This window comes from Pseudoalteromonas phenolica (assembly GCF_001444405.1).
GTDB lineage: Bacteria > Pseudomonadota > Gammaproteobacteria > Enterobacterales > Alteromonadaceae > Pseudoalteromonas > Pseudoalteromonas phenolica.
Window position 1 is genome coordinate 3,106,608 of the sequence record NZ_CP013187.1, and the last position, 15,852, is coordinate 3,122,459.

Annotated in this window: 17 protein-coding genes and 1 riboswitch; all 17 genes read right to left on the minus strand. The window is 42.8% G+C overall.

Annotated features, from left to right (window positions below; genetic code table 11):
• Window positions 1–5: 5 nt before the first annotated feature.
• The 17 genes from PP2015_RS13870 to PP2015_RS13950 all read right to left on the minus strand — a co-directional run bounded on the left by PP2015_RS13870 (window position 6) and on the right by PP2015_RS13950 (window position 15,822).
• The gene (locus PP2015_RS13870) at window positions 6–1,478 is read right to left on the minus strand and encodes a cobyric acid synthase (RefSeq protein WP_058031650.1); all 1,473 of its coding nucleotides are present in this window, start codon (window positions 1,476–1,478) and stop codon (window positions 6–8) included.
• Between the two features lie 9 nt (window positions 1,479–1,487).
• Window positions 1,488–2,021, minus strand: a complete 534-nt coding sequence (gene cobU / locus PP2015_RS13875) for a bifunctional adenosylcobinamide kinase/adenosylcobinamide-phosphate guanylyltransferase (RefSeq protein ID WP_058030878.1) — start codon at window positions 2,019–2,021, stop codon at window positions 1,488–1,490.
• Between the two features lie 18 nt (window positions 2,022–2,039).
• A complete protein-coding gene (locus PP2015_RS13880; protein WP_058030879.1) occupies window positions 2,040–2,813 on the minus strand; it encodes an adenosylcobinamide-GDP ribazoletransferase in 774 nt (257 codons plus the stop codon).
• A gap of 1 nt (window position 2,814) precedes the next feature.
• On the minus strand, window positions 2,815–3,876 hold the full coding sequence (gene cobT / locus PP2015_RS13885; RefSeq protein ID WP_058030880.1) for a nicotinate-nucleotide--dimethylbenzimidazole phosphoribosyltransferase: 1,062 nt from the start codon (window positions 3,874–3,876) through the stop codon (window positions 2,815–2,817).
• A 3-nt stretch (window positions 3,877–3,879) separates the two neighbouring features.
• Complete coding sequence (locus PP2015_RS13890; RefSeq protein WP_058030881.1) at window positions 3,880–4,869, minus strand: FecCD family ABC transporter permease; 990 nt, start codon at window positions 4,867–4,869, stop codon at window positions 3,880–3,882.
• Entirely contained in the window at window positions 4,866–5,681 is an 816-nt protein-coding gene (locus PP2015_RS13895; RefSeq protein ID WP_083496595.1) for an ABC transporter ATP-binding protein, read from the minus strand. The genes PP2015_RS13890 and PP2015_RS13895 overlap by 4 nt, the downstream gene beginning before the upstream one ends.
• Before the next feature lie 86 nt (window positions 5,682–5,767).
• Window positions 5,768–5,889, minus strand: a riboswitch (cobalamin riboswitch).
• 11 nt (window positions 5,890–5,900) lie between these two features.
• Window positions 5,901–6,503, minus strand: coding sequence for a histidine phosphatase family protein (locus tag PP2015_RS13900; RefSeq protein ID WP_058030882.1), 603 nt, complete (start codon window positions 6,501–6,503; stop codon window positions 5,901–5,903).
• Window positions 6,504–6,570: 67 nt separating this feature from the next.
• A complete protein-coding gene (nqrM, locus tag PP2015_RS13905) occupies window positions 6,571–6,783 on the minus strand; it encodes a (Na+)-NQR maturation NqrM (protein ID WP_058030883.1) in 213 nt (70 codons plus the stop codon).
• Between the two features lie 123 nt (window positions 6,784–6,906).
• Complete coding sequence (locus PP2015_RS13910; RefSeq protein ID WP_058030884.1) at window positions 6,907–7,923, minus strand: FAD:protein FMN transferase; 1,017 nt, start codon at window positions 7,921–7,923, stop codon at window positions 6,907–6,909.
• A 92-nt stretch (window positions 7,924–8,015) separates the two neighbouring features.
• Window positions 8,016–9,242: an NADH:ubiquinone reductase (Na(+)-transporting) subunit F gene (nqrF, locus tag PP2015_RS13915; protein ID WP_058030885.1), complete on the minus strand. Its 1,227-nt coding sequence runs from the start codon at window positions 9,240–9,242 to the stop codon at window positions 8,016–8,018.
• Window positions 9,243–9,259: 17 nt separating this feature from the next.
• Window positions 9,260–9,868, minus strand: coding sequence for an NADH:ubiquinone reductase (Na(+)-transporting) subunit E (gene nqrE / locus PP2015_RS13920; protein WP_058030886.1), 609 nt, complete (start codon window positions 9,866–9,868; stop codon window positions 9,260–9,262).
• A 10-nt stretch (window positions 9,869–9,878) separates the two neighbouring features.
• A complete protein-coding gene (locus tag PP2015_RS13925) occupies window positions 9,879–10,511 on the minus strand; it encodes an NADH:ubiquinone reductase (Na(+)-transporting) subunit D (protein ID WP_058030887.1) in 633 nt (210 codons plus the stop codon).
• Window positions 10,511–11,257 (minus strand): Na(+)-translocating NADH-quinone reductase subunit C, encoded by a 747-nt coding sequence (locus PP2015_RS13930; RefSeq protein WP_058030888.1) that lies wholly within the window; start codon window positions 11,255–11,257, stop codon window positions 10,511–10,513. Before PP2015_RS13930 ends, PP2015_RS13925 begins: the two co-directional genes overlap by 1 nt.
• Window positions 11,250–12,449, minus strand: a complete 1,200-nt coding sequence (locus PP2015_RS13935) for an NADH:ubiquinone reductase (Na(+)-transporting) subunit B (RefSeq protein ID WP_058030889.1) — start codon at window positions 12,447–12,449, stop codon at window positions 11,250–11,252. The genes PP2015_RS13930 and PP2015_RS13935 overlap by 8 nt, the downstream gene beginning before the upstream one ends.
• Window positions 12,450–12,453: 4 nt before the next feature.
• A complete protein-coding gene (locus tag PP2015_RS13940; RefSeq protein ID WP_058031652.1) occupies window positions 12,454–13,797 on the minus strand; it encodes a Na(+)-translocating NADH-quinone reductase subunit A in 1,344 nt (447 codons plus the stop codon).
• Between the two features lie 392 nt (window positions 13,798–14,189).
• Window positions 14,190–15,380 carry an enoyl-ACP reductase FabV gene (gene fabV, locus PP2015_RS13945; protein WP_058030890.1) on the minus strand — a complete coding sequence of 397 codons (1,191 nt, stop codon included), beginning with the start codon at window positions 15,378–15,380 and terminating at the stop codon, window positions 14,190–14,192.
• A 127-nt stretch (window positions 15,381–15,507) separates the two neighbouring features.
• Window positions 15,508–15,822 (minus strand): BolA family protein, encoded by a 315-nt coding sequence (locus PP2015_RS13950; protein ID WP_058030891.1) that lies wholly within the window; start codon window positions 15,820–15,822, stop codon window positions 15,508–15,510.
• Window positions 15,823–15,852: the final 30 nt, after the last annotated feature.

Here is a 15,852-nt window from a genome sequence, read left to right on the forward strand (position 1 = left end):
ACACCCTATAAATTGATTAATGCTTTAATTTTGTTCATATCTAAATGCGCTTCGCATTCATCTGCCAGCCACTCTAGCTGTTTTTCACGGTGCTCATCTAGACTAAAATTCGTTTCTGTTAGCCTGCCATTACTTGCCCAGTTTAAAATGGCTGCAGCCGCTTTGGGCTCATCAAACAAACCATGTAAGTAAGTACCAACAATTAGGTTATCATCTGATATAAAACCATCTTTCAGAAAACCTTGTGGATGGTCAGAAAAATACATAAATGGCCTTTCAAGGGCGGGACCACTACTTTGCCCGCAGTGAATTTCATAGCCTTTAATGTCCACGCTTTGCTGATTGATAACGCACTTACCCTGCACTTGAGTCAGGGTTTTGGTTTGCGTAAGTTTTGTTTCAAAATCAGCTAACCCCAATCCTGTGATTTCAGATTGAGAGCTTTCTATAGCATCAGGGTCACAAATGCGTTTGCCTAACATTTGTAAACCACCACACACGCCTAGCACCTTACCGCCATAACGTAAGTGACGCTTTATTTCGGTTTGCCATGTTTGCGTCTGCAAGAAAGCTAAGTCGTTGATGACGTTTTTACTGCCCGGGATAATAATCAGATCAGTTTGTCCGATTTGCTCGGTATGTTTTACATAACGTAAATCAATTTGAGGGTTTAACCGCAGGCTATCAAAGTCAGTGTGATTACTAATATGCGGCAGTAACAACACACTGACCGTGAGTTGTTTGTCTGTCACTACATTATTCATTGCGACGGCATCTTCAGCGTCGATGTTTAAGCCATGCATGTAGGGCAACACACCTAACACAGGTTTACCCGTTTTTTCTTCGAGCCAATCAAGACCCGACTGCAGCAAAGCAATATCGCCACGAAAGCGGTTGATCACAAAGCCTTGCACCAAGGACTGTTCATACTCACTGAGTAACATTAAGGTGCCGACAAGGTGTGCGAACACGCCGCCTTTATCAATGTCAGCAATGATGATCACAGGGCAATCTACTTCACAAGCAAACCCCATGTTAGCGATATCATTTTCGCGTAGATTGATTTCCGCAGGACTTCCCGCGCCTTCTACCATGATGGCATCAAAATCAGACGCTAATCTTTGATGCGATTCGAGCACAGCCTGCATCGCAACTTTTTTATAATCATGGTATTTTGCCGCTTCCATATTGCTTATGGCGCGGCCATGAATAATAACTTGCGCACCGGTATCACTATTGGGCTTGAGTAAAATAGGATTAAAATCAGTGCTTAAAGGCTGTTTCGCAGCGATGGCTTGCAGTGCTTGAGCACGGCCTATTTCGCCGCCACAAGGGGTTACCGCACTATTGAGTGCCATATTCTGAGGTTTAAATGGCGCAACCTTAACCCCAAGCCTTGCAAGCACGCGGCATAACCCCGCAACCAAGGTACTTTTACCCGCATCAGATGTAGTGCCCTGCACCATTAACGTTTTCATCTTACTCACTTATTTAATCCTTAGCGGGCAGCCAGCCATGATAAAGTCAACACGCTGTGCAACTTTAGCGATATCTTGATTTAACCAGCCAGACTGGTCGACAAACACCCGGCTTAACTCGCCGAGGGGCACTATGCCATGACCTACTTCATTGCTGACTAGCAAAACAGATGCTCGTGTATGTTGTAATGCCTCGAGCAAACGCTGCTTTTGTACTTGTAATTCAGACTCTGATTTTTCACATAACCCATGCGTTAACCATAAGGTTAAACAGTCGATTAATACGCAAGTGTCGCGACCAAACTTTTGTAATATGTCGGCTAGGTACCATGACTCTTCAATCACTTGCCAGCGTTTATCTCGTGTGGCGCGGTGATGAGATACGCGCTGAGCCATCTCAGCATCTTTAATTTCTGCCGTGGCGATGTATACAAATTTACTCACTTTACCTGAAGTATATAAATCCAATGCCGTTTGTTCTGCGAAACTACTTTTTCCAGAGCGTGCGCCACCTAAAATGAGATGAATATTATTTTGAGTCATAGCTAGTCACTTGCCTCATTACACCCAGAGCGCCACTAAAGTTAAATAAATCATGATTTCACAGCATTGTTGCGCAGCGCCTAAGCAATCTCCCGTATACCCACCAAGCTGTTGCTTAAACCAGTTTATACACAGCTGGCGAGTTAAAAATAAAACAGCCACTAAAATAATCACACCCATTAAAGACAACGGTGTAAAAAGCCAAAGCACAAATAGCGCACACAGTGAGGTTAAAGCAAGGAAGTCTTTTGCATGAGAAGAAAGCGACATGGCGACTGGCTTTACCTTTGATTGCGCATCTTCTTGCACGTAAGCAAGCTTACCAATGATACTCGTCGCCATTGCACGGCTAAGAGTATGGCCTAAAACTAGTGCACAAAGCACTTGTGTAAAGCTATTGCTCAGTAGGCTCAGTAGTTGAAACTTTAATAACAGTAATAAAATAAGTGCGCTGGCACCATACGTGCCTAAACGACTGTCTTTCATAATCGACAGCTTTTGCGAGACAGTCCAACCGCCACCAAAACCGTCCCAGACATCGGCAAAACCATCTTCATGAAATGCGCCAGTAATTAAAATACCCAGAGAGAGGGTAAGGATCACACAAACGCTTGGCGGAAAAATCAAAGACGCAACACCATATACAGCAGCTAAGGTAACCCCCAACAACAAACCAACTAAGGCAAAATAGCCACTTGCTTCACTGAGTGCATTGTTTTCAATCTCTTGTTCAAAATGTACAGGCACACGAGTTAAAAAGCTCACAGCCAATAAAAAGTGCTGCTTATTCATGTTAAACAACTTTCGTGACATTTGCGTCATCAAAACTATTCATGTCGTTATAAAACGCCAGAGCACTTTGTAACAAGGGTAAGCTCAATGCCGCCCCCGTCCCTTCGCCCAATCTAAGACCAAGATCTAAAAGAGGCTTAGCATTAATTGAATTTAACATTTGCAGGTGCGCTTGCTCAGAAGAGCAATGGGCAAACACCATATAGCTTTGACTGTTTGGCTCAATACGAATAGCCAGTAATGCCGCGGCCGTTGCAATAAATCCATCAATAATAATAACCTGCTGTAACTCCGCAACAGCCAACATGGCGCCGACCATTTGACAGATCTCAAACCCACCCAAACAACGTAAGATTGCATGTGGGTCATTCAGTTTATCTCGGTGTAAGTTAAGCGCGGTATTAATCAGCTCCACTTTTTTATCTACCACTTCGTTTGAGACGCCCGTGCCAAGCCCAACCGTGTATTCAGCAGAGAGCCCACTCAACGCGCTAAAAATAGCCGATGCTGCACTGGTATTGCCAATGCCCATCTCACCAAATGCAAAAGTGTTACAACCTTGCTGATATTGTTTATGAACAAGCTTCTTAGCAAACTCAAAACCTTGCGCTTCTTGAGCTTGGGTTAACGCTTCACATTCATCAAATGAACGCGTAACTGATCCCAAACGCTGTGAGGTAACACCTAAGGCCTGGTCGGGTTCACTTAGAATACCGCAATCGACTATCTCGAGTTGCCACCCTAATTGTTTGCTGAAAACATTAATTGCAGCGCCTCCTGACGCGAAATTCGCTACCATTTGGGCTGTTACTTCACTAGGCGCGATAGATACACCTTTTGCAGCGATACCATGGTCGCCTGCAAACACTGTTAGAGTGGGTTTGCTGATTTGTGGTCGAAATGCTGAAAGCTGCTCAGGTTCTATACCCTGAGAGAAAATAGTCACCAGCTGTTTAGCCAATGTTTCTAGCTCACCTAACGCACCCAAAGGCTTAGTTTTCAGGTTTATTTTTTTTTCGATAAGTTCGCGAGAACGCGTATCAAGTGCTTTAACTGAGAACATACGCTAAGGCCTTTTTTGTTTGAGAGTCAGTAAAGTTAAAAAGAACACACTGCCTATTGCAGCAGTGATAACACCAATGGGAAGCTCTTGATTATCAAGAATAGTACGGGCAAATAAATCTACCCATATCATCATCAACCCACCACTTAAAGCAGTACACAGCAGGCCAATTGAAGTTGCCTGTGAAATGAAAAAACGTACCAAATGCGGGATCATTAACCCGACAAAGCCAATGCCACCGCACATAGCAACCAATACAGCGGTCAGCAATGAACTCAATAGCAACATGACTAAACGTAATTTAGCCACCTGAATACCTAATGTTGCAGCGCTTTCATCACCCAGTAATAGTGCGTTTAAACCACGCCTAAACAACAGCATACAAGCCATACATAGCAATACAATTGAACAGGGCAACCACAACCATTGCCAATCAGCGCGACTAAAGCTACCTAAGTTCCAAAACATAATGGCACTCACGGCTTGTGGATCACTCCAATACAGCAGCAAACTGGTAAATGCACTAAATAAAAAAGACAAGGCAACACCGGCGAGTAACATCGCTTCTACCTGTCTCGCCCTTTGTCCATAAGCAATCAACAATAATAGGGTCATTGCCAGCGCACTGCCTAAAAACGCCGCCCCTGACATCGCCCAGCCAGCTGTGATGCCTGTAAATGTGATGAGTAACACGACACCAAATGACGCGCCTGATGAAATACCAAAAAGGTAGGGATCTGCCAAAGGATTACGAGTCACGGTTTGCAATATAATGCCCGCCAACGCCAAACCACTACCAGCAACAAATGCTAAAATCACTCTGGGAATACGTAATTCCATAACAATTTTTTGCTCAAAGGCCTTGGCATCATAAGCAAATAAAGTTTGCCAAACAGCACTCGCATTAATATCAATCGCGCCATGCTTAATGGCAACTAAAGCACTAAAAAAGCAGCTTATCAGCAAAATTAACAGCGAAATAAGCGGCTTCATAGTTGATATCCAAAGTGGTAGCGGATATGAGGAATATGGGTTTTGTCTCTATACGGGCAAGGTACTTGCGTGACCTCAGCACAGACATCAAATACATCACTGAGTAATTGCGCATCTAGCACATCAGTTGGCGTTCCACTTTTATATAGCTCCCCCTGTTGGAGCACCAACAAGCTATCGCTCATAGCTGCCGCAAGGTTTAAGTCATGGAAAGAAGCAACCACAGTGATCCCCATTGCCTTGGCAAGCTCCATAATTTGTATTTGGTATTTCACATCCAAGTGACTGGTTGGCTCATCCATGATCAATAGCCTAGGTTTTTGTGCCATGGCTTTAGCGATCAGTGCCCTTTGTTTTTCACCACCAGAAAGGTGAGCAAATGACTCGTTGATTTTGTGTGTCAGACCAACCTGTTCAATAGACTTTGCAATTAGTTCATGATCAGCTTTATTTAATGGTGAAAATAAACTTTTATGAGGTGTTATACCCATTGCAACCACATCATAAAGCGATAGATTAAAATGCTCAGGCATTTCTTGCAGAACCACTGCAACTTGTTGGGCATATTCGTTATGCGAGAAACTTGAAATCGTTTTGTTAAAAAGGGTTATTTGTCCGCTTGAAAGGGTAAAAAAACGGTAAAGGCAACGAAGCAGCGATGACTTACCAGCCCCATTAGGACCCAATAAACCAATAAACTGCCCCTCAGCAACATCAAAAGAGATGTTGTGTAATATTTGATGTTTATCTAGTACCAAATCTAAGTTTGAAACTTGCAGTGCAAATTTAGAGTGCTGACAAGCTGATTGCATTCGTACCCTTACTAACGGTTGGGCAGACACAAACGCACAGTCCTAACCGAATTACGGCTAAAATTGTGTGCTCTTGAGTACGCCCGCTCAAGAGGATTTTTCTGACCTTGGTATCTGACTTCGTGCATTTAAATGCACTTCACAGTTGCGGGGACAGTTAAGCAGTTTCAGCTTATTCCCAAGATTAATCAGAAAAACCATATTATGAAGTCTAGATGTCTAAAACACAACTTTAGGCCACGGCTTATATGCTTCATCAAAGTAAACTTCAATCTTTACCAATTTAGCATAGCCAACTTCTAAACTATTGATAGAGGACAGAGAATCTAAAGGTAAGTTAATGACTTCAGCTAAAATTTGTTTGATAACACCGGCATGAGTCACCACTAGGTTGTGTGTGGTATGCCGGGTTGATAGCTCAGCCTCCCACCATTGCTTAACTCGAGACCTGAAAGCACAAAGGGACTCTCCATTTGGCGGTGTATGTTGCCAAGGCGCCTGCCAAAATTCACCTATACTTGGATTCTGAGTGTTCTCCCAAAGCCACTCATAAGTTCGACCATCCCAATCCCCAAAATCCATTTCTTGAAGTTGCTTTGCTATCACCAGTGGTAAGTTTGATTGCCTGGATTGCTTTCTAGCAAAGCTCAGACAACGCTGCATGGGGGAAGAAATGCAAGCATCAAATTGGACTGTTTTTGGTAAAGCAGACTCCATCGCTGCTACCCCTAACTCAGACACGGCAACGTCAGTTTTAGAACCAGTGAGAATACCTGTAGTAACAGGTTTACCGTGCCTTAGGAAATACCATGTCTTCGTCATTTTAGCCTCAGATCAAAAATGCGAGCCTCAGCTCGCATTTGATTAAAGATTACTTGCTTAGTTTATCTTAAAGAATCTGGTTCTCTTTCCAAGCTTGTTCTTTCGCCATACGCTTTTTACGTCGGTCACATGGATCATCGCAATCACATGACTTTTCAATACCAACCGCGCCTAAACCGCCACAGCTGCTTGCCATAGATTTCTTTTGCACGATTACACCGACAGCCATAGCTGCAACAATTAAAATAAGTAACCCAAAAGTTAGGAAAAATAGTGACATGCACAGGCCCCTTAAAAACAGTTTAACGGCTCAATATATCTGAACCAAATGACGGCATTTAAACAGCCGTCATTATAACGCGCTTAGTGTACTATTTCGACTAATTAATCAAAATTGCCTTATTTACAAATAAGGCGCAAAAGCCGGGCTTGAATAGGTCACTAGCCCTTCATTACTTTTACTAATTAAATATACAGCTAAATTGTGCTTTTCTGCGTAAGCTTTTGCTCGCTCTGTGCCCATGACAGTAAGTGCTGTTGCCAAGCCATCAGCAGTCATTGCAGAAGGGTGTAAAACGGTCACAGACACCAAATCATGCTTAACTGGTTTGCCTGTGCCTGGATCAATCAAGTGCGTATAGGTCTCGCCATCCATTTCGTAGAAAATACGGTAATCACCTGAAGTCGCCATGCCGTTATTGCCTGGTTCAATAACTTTATGCACTTGCCTCTGCCCTGCTGGCGCATCTGGCTGCTCAATCGCAATACGCCAAGGTTGTGACTGCGCTTTAGTGCCGGCAATTCTAAGCTCACCACCAATTTCAACCATGTAATTTGTCATCCCTTTGGCTTCTAGAAGCTCAGCAACTTTATCGATACCAAAGCCTTTAGCTGTCGCTGAAAAAGATAACTCTAAACCGTCAATGGTTTTCGCTAACCCTTCGTCTGTTAACACCAGCTTATCAACACCAATGTGAGCCTTCATTTCATCAAGTTGAGACTGTGAAGGTGTTTTTGTTGGGCGTTTATCTGGGCCAAACCCCCATAAATCTATGAGTGGGCCCATGGTGACATCTAGTGTTGTTGTTGAAACACCTAAACGAACTGACTCTTTCACAACTGACTTAAAGTCATCACTGATAGGCATAAAAGTATTTGCAGCCAACGTATTGAATTGATTAATCTCTGAGTTTTTCACCCAAGGTGACATAGACTGATTCACCGCAATCAAAGTGTTATCAACTTCTGTTTTTAATGTCTCTGCAGTTAAATCTTCATTAATTGGAAAGGCTTTGACCGTATAAGTGGTTCCCATTGTTTTACCCTGAATAACAATAGGTTCAATCTCTTGTTTGTTGTCAAAACACCCTGTCAAAACAACCGTGATCAGTAATACAAAAATGCCTACTAGTTTCTTCATACTTTTCTCTATCCCAAAAAAAACCCCAAGCTTATTGCTTGGGGTTTAAGTCTATCTTATTTCAGTGAAGTGTTCACTGAGATAACGCTGATTTAGCCACCGAAGTCATCTAGTAAGATGTTTTCGTCTTCAACACCTAAATCTTTAAGCATGTTGATTACAGCCGCGTTCATCATTGGAGGACCACACATGTAGAACTCACAATCTTCTGGCGCTTCATGGTCTTTCAGGTAGTTTTCTAAAAGAACGTTATGGATGAAGCCTGTGTAACCTTCCCAGTTGTCCTCTGGTTGAGGATCTGAAAGAGCTACGTGCCATTCAAAGTTTTCGTTATCAGCCGCTAGGCCATCGAAATCTTCTACGTAGAACATCTCACGCTTAGAACGTGCACCGTACCAGAAAGACATCTTACGGTCTGAGTTAAGACGCTTAAGCTGATCGAAGATGTGTGAACGCATTGGCGCCATACCAGCACCACCACCTACGAATACCATTTCTGCATCAGTTTCTTTCGCGAAGAATTCACCGAATGGACCAGAAATAGTCACTTTATCACCTTCTTTAAGTGACCAGATGAACGATGACATCTTACCACATGGTAGGCTTAGGTTGTTTGGCGGCGGAGTCGCGATACGTACGTTAAGCATGATGATGCCGTACTCTTCTGGGTAGTTAGCCATTGAGTATGCACGGATCGTTTCTTCGTCAACTTTAGACTCAAGATTGAAGAAACCAAAACGCTCCCAATCTGCACGATATTCTTCAGGAATATCGAAGTCAGCGTATTTAACGTGGTGAGCTGGCGCTTCGATTTGGATATAACCACCTGCACGGAAAGGTACAACCTCACCATCAGGGATACCAAGCTTAAGCTCTTTGATGAATGTCGCTTTGTTATCGTTAGAGATAACTGTACATTCCCACTTCTTAACACCGAAGATTTCTTCTTCTACTTCGATTTCCATGTCAGTTTTAACAGCAACCTGACACGCTAGACGACAACCTTCACGTGCTTCACCTTTTGAAATATGGTCAAGCTCAGTTGGCAGGATATCACCACCACCCGCTTTAACGTGAACAGTACACTGGCCACAAGAACCACCACCGCCACAAGCAGATGAAATGAAGATACCAGCGTCTGCTAGTGCACCTAGTAGTTTACCACCTGGTGCTGAAGTAACTGCCTTTTCAGGGTCACCGTTAATGCTGATTGTGATGTCACCGCTTGGTACAAGCTTCGACTTCGCTGCAATGATGATCAATACAAGCATTACAACGATAGCGATGAACATCCCTACGCCTAAATATACCTCAAGCATGATTTTTCCTCGCTAAATTAAAGTGAAATACCAGAGAATGACATGAAGCCAAGACCCATTAGACCTACTGTGATGAAGGTAATACCTAAACCACGAAGACCATCTGGTACGTCTGAATACTTCATCTTCTCACGGATACCAGCAAGTAATACGATTGCTAGTGCCCAACCTACACCTGAGCCTAAACCAAATACCACAGACTCACCGAAGTTCAGGTTACGCTCAACCATGAATGCTACTGCACCGAAAATCGCACAGTTTACAGTGATTAGTGGTAAGAAGATGCCTAGTGCGTTGTAAAGCGCAGGGAAGAACTTGTCTAGCGTCATCTCAAGGATCTGTACAAGTGCTGCGATTACACCGATGAAAGTTAGGAACTTAAGGAAGCTTAAGTCAGCTTCAGGGAAGCCTAACCACTCTAGTGCACCTGGCGCTAAGATTGCTGAGTAAACTAATTGGTTTACTGGAACAGCAACACCAAGAACGAAGATTACTGCAACACCTAGACCCATTGATGTAGTTACTTTCTTAGATACAGCAAGGAAAGTACACATACCTAGGAAGAAAGATAACGCTAAGTTTTCAATGAAAACCGCTTTAACGAATAAATTGATATATTGTTCCATCTCTCTCTCCTTATGCCTTCGCTTCTACTTGGTCTTTCTTATAAGTACGAAGTACCCAGATGAAGAAACCAATGATGAAGAACGAGCTTGGCGGTAGGATTAATAGACCCATAGGCTGGTACCAACCACCTTCAGAAATAAGTGGTAAAATCTCGATACCAAATAGTGTACCTGAACCACCTAGTTCACGAATGAATGCAACTGTTAGAAGTACAACTGAGTAACCTAAACCGTTACCGATACCATCAAGGAATGACATCAGTGGAGGTGTCTTCATTGCGTATGCTTCTGCGCGACCCATTACGATACAGTTAGTAATGATTAGACCAACGAATACCGAAAGCTCTTTCGCTGTTGCATATACAAACGCTTGAAGCGTTTGGTCTACCACGATTACCAATGAAGCGATGATAGTCATCTGAACGATGATACGAACGCTTGATGGGATGTGGTTACGGATCATAGAGATAAATAAGCTTGAGAAAGCACATACTAATGTCAGAGCGATTGACATGATAAGTGCATTCTTAAGGCTTGATGTCACTGCTAGTGCAGAACAAATACCAAGTACTTGAAGCGCAATTGGGTTGTTCGCAAAAACAGGGCCAAACAAGACTTCTTTCATTTCTTTTGCATTTGCCATTAGTTCAATGCTCCTTTACGTACGTTCGCAAGGAATGGACCGAACGCTTTGTCGCCTGTCCAGAAGTCAACTGTGTTATCAACACCTACAGATGTTAATGTCGCACCAGAAAGACCATCTACTTTGTGTTCGTTGTTACCAGCAGTACCTTTTACGATATCAAGTGGTAGCTTTTTACCTTCGAACATAGACGTCCAACGTGGGTTTTGGATTTCACCACCAAGACCCGGTGTTTCATTATGCTTGTAGAAGTTAATTGCTTTAACAGTCTTAGTATCAGCATCTAGTGCTAGGAAACCGTACATAATACCCCAAAGGCCGTAACCTTGGATTGGTAGAATGATAGTATCTACTTGACCGTTAGCATCTTTAGCGAAGTAAACTGGAGATTCAGTCGTCATACGCTGAACACCGGCTTTATCTTGCGCTTTTTCAAGCTTCACACTGCGCTTTGCATCGAACTTAGTTGATTCGAAGTCGAAAGAGTTTGGATCTGTATCAACAAACTCACCCGTCTTCATATCAACAACGCGTGCTTCGATATTTTCGTTAAACGTTTTGAAAACATCTGCTGAACTTTCAATACCTGCTGCAGCAAGAATATTGCGTTGCACGTCTTGAGTTTTATTTGCTTGTTGTAGTGGACGTAATTGAACAGATGCCATAGAAACAACAACTGCACATACTAAACATAGGCCAACAACAACGCCTAGCGTTTTGCCAATAGTTTCATTGTTACTAGACACGTGCCAATCTCCTCTTAACGTTAGACTGTACAACGAAGTGGTCGAATAATGGTGCAAATAGGTTAGCGAATAGAATTGCTAACATCATACCTTCTGGGTATGCAGGGTTAACTACACGTACCAGAACAACCATTACACCGATTAGTGCACCGTATGCGAATTTACCTTTATTTGTGAAAGACGCAGAAACTGGGTCAGTCGCCATAAAGAACATACCGAATGCAAAACCACCTAGTACTAAGTGCCAGTGCCAAGGCATAGCAAATGCAGGGTTAGTTTCAGAACCAATCATGTTCAGAAGTAGAGACATCACTACCATACCTAGGAATACACCAAGCACGATACGCCATGACGCAATACGAACATAAATTAGGAACAAACCACCAATCATTAGTGCTAGCGTTGAAACTTCACCCATAGAACCTTGTACGAAGCCATAGAAAGCATCCCACCAAAGTGCCATGTTGTTGTAATCAAGTGCACCTTGCGCCGCTAGGCCTAGGTTTGTTGCACCTGTGAATGAATCAACTGCAGTCCAAACCGTATCACCTGAGATATCAGCTGGGTATGCGAAGAATAAGAACGCACGGCCTGCTAATGCTGGGTTAAGGAAGTTACGACCTGTACCACCGAATACTTCTTTTGCAACTACAACACCAAAAGTAATACCTAACGCGGCTTGCCATAATGGAATTGTAGAAGGAAGGATCAATGCAAATAATACAGACGTTACGAAGAAACCTTCGTTAACTTCGTGCTTACGGATTGAAGCGAATAATACTTCCCAGAAACCACCAACGATAAATACCGTCGCATAGATTGGCAGGAAGAAACATGCACCGTAGAAGAACTTAGCACCAATACCTGATTGTGCTGTTAGTTCACCACCTAATGCTTGGAAAATAGCAGCCTGCCAAGTGTTAGCAATTTCAAAACCATTACCAATTGCTAGTGCAGCTTGGTGACCGATGTTGAACATACCAAAGAACATTGCAGGGAATGTCGCCATCCACACTAAAATCATAATACGTTTTAGGTCGATGTTGTCACGAACGTGCGTGCCACCTTTGTTTACATAACCTGGAGTGTAGAAAACGGTTGCGACTGCTTCATACAGGGCATACCACTTTTCATGCTTACCGCCAGGTTCAAAATGCGGCTCGATATCTTCTAGAAATTTCTTTAAGGCCATGGGATTAACCTTCCTTCTCGATAGTAGTCAGGCAATCACGTAAGATTGCGCCGTACTCATACTTACCTGGACATACGAAAGTACACAGTGCTAAATCTTCTTCATCTAGCTCTAATGCACCTAACGCAATCGCACTATCTAAATCACGTGCAATTAAGTCACGAAGTAGTGGTGTAGGTAGAATGTCGAGTGGCATAACACGCTCATAGTTACCGATTGGCACCATTGCACGCTTAGAACCACCTGTAGACGTTGTCATATTGAACAAACGGCTCGGCGCTAAGTGTGAGATAAATGTACGTGTTACAGAGAATTTGTTGCTACCTGGTGCAATCCAACCAAATAGTTCTTTCTCGCGACCTTCAAGTAATACTGATACTTGAGTATGGTAGCGACCTAGGAAAGCGTGAGGGCCGGTTGCTGTTTTACCAGCTAACACAGAGCCAGAAATGACTCGGTTATCACCGTCTTCAAGCTCGCCTGCAACTAAATCAGTTAGAGAAGCGCCAACTTGTGTTTTAACTAAGCGAGGATTCTTAACGCGAGGACCCGCTAAAGCAACTACACGGTCAGAGTAGATTTCACCAGTAAGGAATAACTTACCGAATGCAATCACATCTTGGTAACCTAAATGCCATACCTGCTTGTTTTCAGATACTGGATCTAGGTGATGGATGTGAGTACCTACTAAACCTGCAGGGTGTTTACCACCGAACTCATGAACTTCAACTTGAGAAAGTGAAGAGCTTGGTACAGTGCTACCTGCTTGCTTACATACGAACACCTTGCCATCAGTTAAGCGAGATACTACAGCTAGACCCGCTTCAAACGCTTCAACGTTTTCAGCAATGATCACAGCCGGATCTGCAGCTAATGGGTTTGTGTCGATTGCAGTCACAAAGATTGAACTTGCAGTTGCATCTAGTGCTGCCACTCGGCTGAATGGACGAGCACGTAGCGCTGGCCACTGACCAGATTCAACAAGCACTTCTTTTACTTTTTCACGGTCTAGGTTGCTTAAATCAGCAGCCGCCACCTTTTCAAAAGTAACCTGCTCGTTGCCTTGCACTTCAATCACGATAGATTGAAGAACACGCTTAGCACCACGGTTAATTTCTTTAACTACACCAGAAGCTGGTGCAGTGAACTTGACGCCTGGGTTCTTTTTGTCTTCAAAAAGAACTTGGCCTTTTTTGACTTGGTCATCCACGCGAACATGCATGGTTGGACGCATACCGATATATTCTTCACCTAGCACGGCAACTCGTTTGACAGCTACGCCATCATGAATTACTTGCTGAGGTGCGCCCTCTATTGGTAAGTCCAGACCTTTTTTTATGTTGATCATACGCACTTGCATTACATTAACGGAAAGAAATTGAAAAATCTTTTTTTGCCCCAAGATCTAGAAAGTGACCATTCTGTATTCGGCAAAGCCAAGCGACAAAACAATCCATAACTAAAACCTTGTGGACGAGTCCTCACATATTTCTGTGATTTTAACATTAATAACCCCCACTATGCGAGTGGAATTATGAAATTAATCCAGATTTACAAGGTCTTTTCGAGGAGAGAATAGAATGAATTTAGTTCAATTTAGACCAAAGTCCAGTTGCTGAAATACGCAATGAATCATTTTTAATAAACAGAAGAAAACTTCAGGTGTTAGCAGAAAAAATAAATATGAATAAACAAAAAAGGCCGGCAAAGCCGACCTAGTTATAAAAGTGATACTAGTGATTAAACTAAGTTGTTAATTTCAACCACTGTGTCTACGTCTTGCTCGTAGTCAACACCATCTACGCCGAAGCCAAATAATTTCAAGAATTCATTGTGGTAGCCAACATAGTCTGTTAACTCATCAATGGTGTCTGTATCAACCGTATCCCAAATGTGCTGAATACGTGCCTGTACGTCGTCTTCGAGCTCTTTGTAATTTTGGAATAAGTGACCGCCATCGTCAAAACGTGGGGTTGCGCCATATAGATTTTCGTTGAATAAACCGTGGATCTGCTCAATCGTACCTTCGTAAGTACCATCTGCTTTAGTCACTTTAAATAAAGCTGAAATATAAAGTGGCATAATTGGAATAGCAGAACTAGCTTGTGTCACTACAGCGTTAAGTGAAGAAACATACGCTTCACCTTTTAGTTCAGCTGTCGCTTCACGGATTGCTTTCGTTGCGCGATCTAAGTCTTCTTTCGCTTTACCGATTGTAGCGTGACCGTAAATTGGCCAAGTTAGTTCTTTACCAATATAAGTGTAAGCGCTTGTTTTGAAACCTTCAGCTAATACGTCAGCATCTTTTAATGCATTGATCCAAAGTTCCCAATCTTCACCACCCATCACTTTAACTGTGTTAGCGATTTCATCTTCATTCGCAGCTTCTACGCTTATCGAATCGATAATACGCTTAGATGTATTTAAGTTCTTCGTTGTGATGTCTTGACCGATAGGTTTAAGTACCGATGAATGCGTTTCACCCGTTTTAGGATCAGTACGACGCGGAGACGCTAGGCTGTAAATTACTAAATCCACTTTGCCCATTTCAGCTTTAATCGTTTCAACTGTTTTAGCTTTAAGCTCATCAGAAAACGCATCGCCGTTGATATTCTTAGACCAAAGACCCGCCGCTTCTGCTGCGTTTTGGAAAGCTGCCGTGTTATACCAACCTGCTGAAGCTGGCTTTTTCTCAGTACCTTCTTTTTCGAAGAAAATACCCAGAGTTTTAGCACCAGAGCCAAACGCTGCTGTAATACGAGAAGCTAGGCCGTAACCCGTTGATGCACCAATTACAAGTACGTTTTTAGGACCGTTTTCTAATTGTCCTTGTGCTTTTACATAATCGATTTGCTCTTGAACGTGAGCGGCACAACCTGCTGGGTGTGCATTGGTACAAATAAAACCACGAATTTTCGGCTTAATGACCATGATGATTCCTATCTTTATTTAAATTTACGGAGCGTAGTTTAAAGGCTGATCTTAAAAATACAGGTCTGATCAGCTATAAAATTAGGCTTAATTCGATGATAAAAGTCTCGCTTAACCCTAATTTTGACTATTTATCGAATTTAGAGCCACCTAAACACTTTGGTGATTCAGGGATTTGTCCATGCTGCTCAGAATACTCGTCAGGCGTGTAAGCATGGATAGACAAAGCATGAATATGCTCAGCTAATTCAACTTTTAGAATATCGTTAATCTGGCGATGGCGCGGTAATAATCGTTTACCCGCAAACTCTTCACTGACCACAATCACTTTAAAATGAGACTCTTCGCCACGACTGTGCATGTGACTTTCATTAATGACATTTAAATGCTTGCAAGCGATTGCCGCAGCGATTTTTTCTTCGATCTGAGATTGCATTGACATGAATATAAACTCTGCATTTTTCAATTGTGG

Bases quoted from the DNA above. Each gene is read 5' to 3' on its own strand.
- nqrF (WP_058030885.1), bottom strand. From the start codon at position 9,242: ATGCTTGAGGTATATTTAGGCGTAGGGATGTTCATCGCTATCGTTGTA.
- cobU (WP_058030878.1), bottom strand. From the start codon at position 2,021: ATGACTCAAAATAATATTCATCTCATTTTAGGTGGCGCACGCTCTGGA.
- PP2015_RS13950 (WP_058030891.1), bottom strand. From the start codon at position 15,822: ATGTCAATGCAATCTCAGATCGAAGAAAAAATCGCTGCGGCAATCGCT.
- PP2015_RS13895 (WP_083496595.1), bottom strand. From the start codon at position 5,681: ATGCAATCAGCTTGTCAGCACTCTAAATTTGCACTGCAAGTTTCAAAC.
- PP2015_RS13910 (WP_058030884.1), bottom strand. From the start codon at position 7,923: ATGAAGAAACTAGTAGGCATTTTTGTATTACTGATCACGGTTGTTTTG.
- PP2015_RS13870 (WP_058031650.1), bottom strand. From the start codon at position 1,478: ATGAAAACGTTAATGGTGCAGGGCACTACATCTGATGCGGGTAAAAGT.
- fabV (WP_058030890.1), bottom strand. From the start codon at position 15,380: ATGGTCATTAAGCCGAAAATTCGTGGTTTTATTTGTACCAATGCACAC.
- cobT (WP_058030880.1), bottom strand. From the start codon at position 3,876: ATGTTCTCAGTTAAAGCACTTGATACGCGTTCTCGCGAACTTATCGAA.
- PP2015_RS13940 (WP_058031652.1), bottom strand. From the start codon at position 13,797: ATGATCAACATAAAAAAAGGTCTGGACTTACCAATAGAGGGCGCACCT.
- PP2015_RS13890 (WP_058030881.1), bottom strand. From the start codon at position 4,869: ATGAAGCCGCTTATTTCGCTGTTAATTTTGCTGATAAGCTGCTTTTTT.
- PP2015_RS13925 (WP_058030887.1), bottom strand. From the start codon at position 10,511: ATGGCAAATGCAAAAGAAATGAAAGAAGTCTTGTTTGGCCCTGTTTTT.
- PP2015_RS13900 (WP_058030882.1), bottom strand. From the start codon at position 6,503: ATGACGAAGACATGGTATTTCCTAAGGCACGGTAAACCTGTTACTACA.
- PP2015_RS13880 (WP_058030879.1), bottom strand. From the start codon at position 2,813: ATGAATAAGCAGCACTTTTTATTGGCTGTGAGCTTTTTAACTCGTGTG.
- PP2015_RS13935 (WP_058030889.1), bottom strand. From the start codon at position 12,449: ATGGCCTTAAAGAAATTTCTAGAAGATATCGAGCCGCATTTTGAACCT.
- nqrE (WP_058030886.1), bottom strand. From the start codon at position 9,868: ATGGAACAATATATCAATTTATTCGTTAAAGCGGTTTTCATTGAAAAC.
- nqrM (WP_058030883.1), bottom strand. From the start codon at position 6,783: ATGTCACTATTTTTCCTAACTTTTGGGTTACTTATTTTAATTGTTGCA.